2 protein-coding genes and 2 pseudogenes are annotated in these 6000 nt (G+C 70.2%); 3 read left to right on the top strand and 1 reads right to left on the bottom strand.

Going from position 1 to position 6000, the window contains the following annotated elements; genetic code table 11:
* Positions 1-364: 364 nt before the first annotated feature.
* Complete coding sequence (locus ACTWQR_RS40375; protein ID WP_443232235.1) at positions 365-1138, bottom strand: SDR family NAD(P)-dependent oxidoreductase; 774 nt, start codon at positions 1136-1138, stop codon at positions 365-367.
* A 274-nt stretch (positions 1139-1412) separates the two neighbouring features.
* Between ACTWQR_RS40375 and ACTWQR_RS40380 the strand changes: the two are divergent.
* From ACTWQR_RS40380 to ACTWQR_RS40390, 3 genes and pseudogenes are all read left to right on the top strand, one after another.
* Positions 1413-3597, top strand: a pseudogene (locus tag ACTWQR_RS40380) (MMPL family transporter); the annotation flags it as partial.
* 388 nt (positions 3598-3985) lie between these two features.
* Positions 3986-5290: a sensor histidine kinase gene (locus tag ACTWQR_RS40385; RefSeq protein ID WP_443232236.1), complete on the top strand. Its 1305-nt coding sequence runs from the start codon at positions 3986-3988 to the stop codon at positions 5288-5290.
* Positions 5287-5421, top strand: a pseudogene (locus tag ACTWQR_RS40390) (response regulator transcription factor); the annotation flags it as partial. The gene ACTWQR_RS40385 and the pseudogene ACTWQR_RS40390, both read left to right, overlap by 4 nt.
* Between the last annotated feature and the right edge of the window lie 579 nt (positions 5422-6000).

The raw sequence follows: 6000 nt of genomic DNA on the forward strand, positions 1-6000 counted from the left end.
GCCGCTGATGCAGCTGTTCACCGAACCTGCAGAGGGGCAGGTCCCGCGCCTTGCCGCGGTACCGGCAGTGCCAAGGGGGTCTTACCCCAAGAGGCGCGCACCTGACGCTGGCGTGGGGTTTTGGCGTAGCTGCTGTCGGTCGCTTCGTAGGAAGGACCTCTGCCGTTGATCCGTGCTCGCGCCAGTGACGGTAGGAGGATGCGAACCCGGCCCCGGGCCGGAAACCCGTGGGCGTCATCCGCCACGGATCCCGCCCGCCTCGCGGCCACTTGGCGCCTCGACCTCGGACAGCTGAGCCGATGTCCCGTGGTGCGGCCGCACGGCTGTGTGGTGGGGGCGGGAAGCCGTCGAGTGTTTCCGGTTGTTACTCGCGGAGCATCGCGCCGCCGTTGACCGACCAGACCTGCCCATTGATCCACTCGCCGTCGTCGGAGAGTAGGAAGGCCACGGTGCCGGCCAGGTCTTCCGGCTTGCCGAAGCGGGTGCTGGGAAGTGTCATGCGGGTGAACTCCAGCGCCTCCGGGCTCAGGGCCATCTTCTGCGCGGATTCGGTCAGGACGACTCCGGGGGACACGCAGTTGCAGCGGATGCCCTGCTTGCCCCAGCGGGAGGCGATGTGACGGGTGAGTGCGTTGATCCCCGCCTTGCTTGTCTGGTACGCCGCACGCGCGTGGTCGCCCACGTGCGCCGCGAGGGAGGAGGTGTTGACGATGGCGCCGCCGCCTTGTTCCAGCAGCAGGGGAAGGACCGCGCGGCTGGTGAGCGCGAAGCCGATCAGGTTCACTTCCAGGGTGCGCCGCCATACGGCCGGGTCCATGTCGAGCAGGTCGCCGTCACGGCCCAGGGTCTCCGCCGAGACGTCGGCGGCGACGTTGTAGAGGCCGTCGACTCCGCCGAGTTGGGAGACTGCGGTGTCGACGAGGGCACGTACCGAACGCTCGTCGGCGAGGTCGAACTCGACGGCGAGAGCGGTCGCGCCGGTATCGGTGAGGCGCTTGGCGGTGGTCTCGGCCGCGTCGATGTTGACGTCACCGACCACGACCGCCGCGCCCTCGGCCGCGAGCCGCTCGGCGGTGGCCGCGCCGATCCCGGACGCACCTCCGGCGACGACGATGCGCTTCCCGCTGAGACCTCTCATGACACAGCTCCTGTCCTGGATGATGCGACACCCCCGTCTCTGAATAAGACGCTACTATCTCAATATGATACGGGCAAGTATCACTGCGGGGTCGCGCCCTGCGCTCACCGACCGCGTTCCGAGGACGAGAGAGCCGTTGGTACCGCAGGACTAACCGGCCCTGCGGGATTCCGCCCGCAGGGGGTCGGGAGCGCGAAAGGCCGCTCCTAGCTTGGGACGGCGGGCCGCTGGGGCCCCAGTTGACGCCATGTCTCTTCCTCCCTGGGGGTACTCCGTGGCCACCTTCCTCTACCGGCTCGGCCGGTTCTCATTCCGGCGGGGACGTCTCGTCCTGGTGCTCTGGCTCGTGACCCTGGCCGCCGTCGGCATCGGCGCCGCGGCCTCCTCCGGTTCCACCTCGGACAGCATCAGCGTTCCGGGAGCACAGTCGCAGAAGGCGATCGACCTGCTGGAGAAGCAGTTCCCGCAGGCTTCAGCCGACGGCGCCACCGCACGGGTCGTCTTCGAGGCGCCGAGCGGGCAGAAGCTGGCCTCCGACGCCAACAGGACGCAGATCGAGTCCCTGGTCGCGAAGCTGGAGAAGTCACCGCAGGTCGCGACCGTCACCGACCCCTTCGGCAGCGGGCAGATCAGCCGGTCCGGCACCATCGGCTTCGCCGGGGTCACCTACAAGGTCACCCAGGGCGACGTCAGCGACGCCGCCCATGACGTCCAGAAGGCGGTCGTCGATCAGGGCGAGAAGGCCGGCCTGACCGTGAGCCTGGGCGGCGACGCGGTCACGGACGAGGCCCCAGGCATGCTGACCCAGACGCTCGGCACCTCCATCGCCGGCATCGTACTGATGATCACCCTCGGCTCCCTGGTCGCTTCCGGCCTGCCTCAGCTCACCGCGGGAGTCGGCGTCCTGGTGAGCCTCTTCTCGATCACTGTCGCCACCCAGATCTGGGACGTCGCCTCCGGGGCGACCGCCCTGGCGCTGATGCTGGGGGTCGCCGTCGCCGTCGACTACGCCCTGTTCGTCGTCTTCCGCTACCGCGACGAGATCCGCGCCGGCCGCACCCCCGAGGAAGCGGCGGGGCGCGCTCTGGGCACCGCCGGCCCCGCGGTCGTCTTCGGCGGCCTGACCGTGATCATCGCACTGCTCGGGCTGAGCGTCACCGGTGTCCCCGCGCTCACCTCACTGGGCCTGCGCCTGCGCCTTCGCCGTAGCCGTCGGCGTACTGGCCGCGCTGACACTCCTCCCCTCCGCCCTCGGCCTCGCCGGGCCGCGGATCATGAAGAACAACCTGCAGACCCGTCGCCTGAAGGCACAGGAGCGTGGCGAGGGCGAGGCCATGGGCGTGCGGTGGGCGAAGTTCGTCACCCGCCGTCCGGTCAAGGTCCTCCTCGCGTCGGTGATCGGTCTCGGCCTGCTCGCTCTCCCCGCCACGTCCCTGCGCCTGGCCATGCCCGACGACGGCATGAAGGCGTCCGGCAGCACCCAGCGCGTCGCCTACGACACCCTGAGCGAGGGCTTCGGGCCGGGCTTCAACGGCCCGCTGACCGTGGTCGTCGACGCCCGCGACAGTGACGCCCCCAGGGCGGCCGCTGACGAGGCCACGACACTGCTGAACCAGATGGACGACATCGCCGACGTCCACGGCGCCGTGTTCAACCCCGCCGGCAATGTCGCGCTGATCAGCGTCGTTCCGGACAGTTCCCCGACCAGTCAGGCCACCGAGGACCTGATCTCCGAAATCCGCGATCGCGGTACCGAACTGCACCCCGGCACCAACGCCGACGTGATGGTCACCGGCGCGACCGCCGTCGATGCCGACGTCTCCACCAAACTTGCCGACGCTACGATCCCCTACCTCGCCGTCGTCATCGGCCTGGCGCTGCTCCTGCTCCTGCTGCTCTACCGCTCGATCGCAATCCCGCTCAAGGCCACCCTGGGCTTCCTCCTCAGCACCGCCGCCACCATGGGCTTCCTGGTCTGCGTCTTCCAGTGGGGCTGGTTCGGACTCGACCAGACCTCACCTCTCAACGGCCTCCTGCCCATCCTGCTGATCAGCGTCCTCTTCGGACTCTCCATGAACCACGAGCTCCTCCTCGTCACCCGCATGCGCGATGAGTACACCCGCGGAGCCCGTCCGACACAGGCGATCGTCGCAGGCTTCCGGCACAGCGCCCGGATCGTCACCGCCTCCGCGGTCATCATGATCGCCGTGTTCGCCGGGTTCTTCCTCGTCCTCGACGACATGGATCTGATCAAACAGATCGGCCTCGGACTCGCCGCCGCCGTGTTCTTCGACGCCTTCGTGGTCCGCATGACCCTCGTTCCGGCCGTGATGGCCCTGCTCGGCCACCGCGCCTGGGCCCTGCCCAAGCGGCTGGACCGCGTCCTGCCCGACGTGGACGGGCAAGGCGAAAAGCTCCGCCGGACGCTGGACACCGCGCCGATCGACACCGAGCGGCCGCACCCCGAACTGGTGGGCGCGGCGGCGCTGATGGGTGCTGGGCCGGGGCTGTCTGCGGGCTCGGCCGAGTACAGCGTCGCCCCCGCCCTCACCGGCGTCGACAAGGACAAAGAGGCCGTGGCTCCCGCGCCTGCCCGGCATGCCCGCGGCGCGCTACGAGGACCGTCCTGGCTCGAGCGGCGCGGCCGACACGGCGACGACGACGGGACGACCGCCATCATCGACGCGCCCCAGCAGCAAGAACCGACAATGAGGACATAAATGAAGAAACTTCCCTGGAGGAAGTGACGCAACGCGGCTGCCCCCGGCCGCCTCGCCAGCCCCGCCCGTCGGTCCGGTTCCCCCGCGGACCGGCGGGCGGCTCCGACATTTCGTGGAGACAAACACCGTGAACGCACCGAGCGCCCGCGCTCACCCCGTAGACCCGGACGACCTCCAGGTCCTGAAGGCCCTGACCGGGGACCCCGAGCAGCGGGTGATCGTCTCAGTGCTCTCCAAGCTCGCGAGGTGGCGGCGGGCCGACCGGGCCCACTCCTGGGTCCGCCACTGGGGCGTCCCGGTCTTCTGCGCCGGACTCGGCGTGAGCTCCTTGGCCAACCCCTACAACACCGCCCCGGTCCCGCTGCAGTTGGTCCTCGTGGTCGCGTTCTGTGTTCCCCTGCTGTGGCGGGAACGCCACCCCATGCTGGTCTTCGTGGTCGTCACCGCCGTCGCCGTGGCAACCCTTCCGCTGGGGGTGCTGACGGGCGCCGAGGCCGCACGGGTCGTGGCCCTGTTCAATGTCGGCCGCTACTGCACCCCACGGCAGTTGGCCGTCGCCATAGGCGTGGCCACCGCGCAACTGGTCGCCTGGGCCGTCGTCTTCTGGCAAGGCCGCCAGCTGGAGTTCGCGACCCGTCCGGAGGTCGTGAGCCCGATAGCGGTGGCCGGTCTGATGGCCTTCGCCCTGCTGGGGCTGCTCACCCGGCTGGCCCATGCCTACGTCGTCGCGCTGCGCAAGGAGCGCGACCGTCAGGCCCACCTCGCGGTCGCGCAGGAACGTGCCCGCGTCTCCCGCGAGATGCACGACATCCTCGGCCACACCCTCGCCGTCATCGTCGGTCTCGCCGACGGCGCCGCCGCGCTCGCCGCCACAAGACCCGAACGTGGCGCCCAGACCCTCCGCATCATCGGCGACACCGGCCGCCAGGCCCTCGCCGAACTGCGGCGCCTGCTCTCCGTCATCAGCGAGGACGACGACCGGCCACACGACGCCCCGCTGGCCCCACAGCCCGGCCTCGCCGACCTCGACGCACTGCTGGAGCGCGTTCGCGCAGCAGGCCCCACCGTCATCCTGGACTCCCAGGGCGACCTCACCGGCACGACGCCCGGCCTCCAGCTGTCGATCTACCGCATCGTCCAGGAGGCCCTGACCAACACCGTCAAGTACGCCACCTCCGACACGACGGTCCACCTCCGCATCACCGCCACCCCCGATGCCGTACGCGTCACTGTCGACGACACAGGCCCGTCCCGCACCTGGCGAGCAGAGCACCGGCCCCGCACCGGGGGCGGCCGGGGCCTGGTCGGCATGCGTGAACGCGCCGCCCTCTACGACGGCGAAGTCACCGCCGGCCCCAACGACCGTGGCGGCTGGACCGTCCAGGCGCTCCTCGTCCCCAATCCACCCTCCCCGGAGAGGCACCCCGCATGACCACCGTGCTCATCGTCGACGACCAGGCCCTGCAGCGGATGGGCTTCAGCATGCTCCTGGAGGCCCAGCCCGACATGACGGTCGTCGGCGAGGCCGCCAACGGCAGCGAAGGCGTCCGCATGACCGCCGAACGTCCGCAATGGCGTGGCGGGAGTCGGGGCTCGGCGCTCCCGCCGACGGGAAGAACTCCAGCGCCAGGTCGTGGGTCTGGAGCAGACGACCACCGAGCTGACCACGAGACTGCAGGACAGGGGAGCGGAGCTGGAGGCGGCCCGCGCGGCCAACCGGGAGCTGACCCGGGCGGTGAACCAGCGCGGAGCCGCCCGGCAGCTCAGGCGTGGTGGGGTGGATGTTCGTCCTTGTGGGCCTGAACGCACCGGCCGATCTCGCCTGACCGAGGCCTGGGGGATCAACCGGCGCAGCGTCTACGCTGCTCACGGCAACAACGGAGGAACTGTTCGGCAGGGCCGTCGACCGGTAGTCGACCGGTACGTGCAGAGCCCGGGAGCCTTCGTGGCCCCGGCTCTTGTCGGTCGGGTGATCACCGGCTCGCCGGTCTGCCCACGGACTGGCCTGCCCGCATGCCCTCGCGGTCTTCGAGGGCGCTGATGGCGGTGGCGGTGAGGCTGTGGGTGATGTGGTCTCGCATCAGCTGGGCGGCTTCGGCGGCGCGGCCGTCCACGATCAGGGAGACAAGTTGGTGGTGCTCG

The sequence above is a fragment of the Streptomyces sp. 2A115 genome (assembly GCF_052245575.1).
Taxonomy (GTDB): Bacteria; Actinomycetota; Actinomycetes; order Streptomycetales; family Streptomycetaceae; genus Streptomyces.

Excerpts from the sequence above, each read along its gene's own strand:
- ACTWQR_RS40375 (WP_443232235.1), bottom strand. The coding sequence starts at position 1,138 with ATGAGAGGTCTCAGCGGGAAGCGCATCGTCGTCGCCGGAGGTGCGTCC.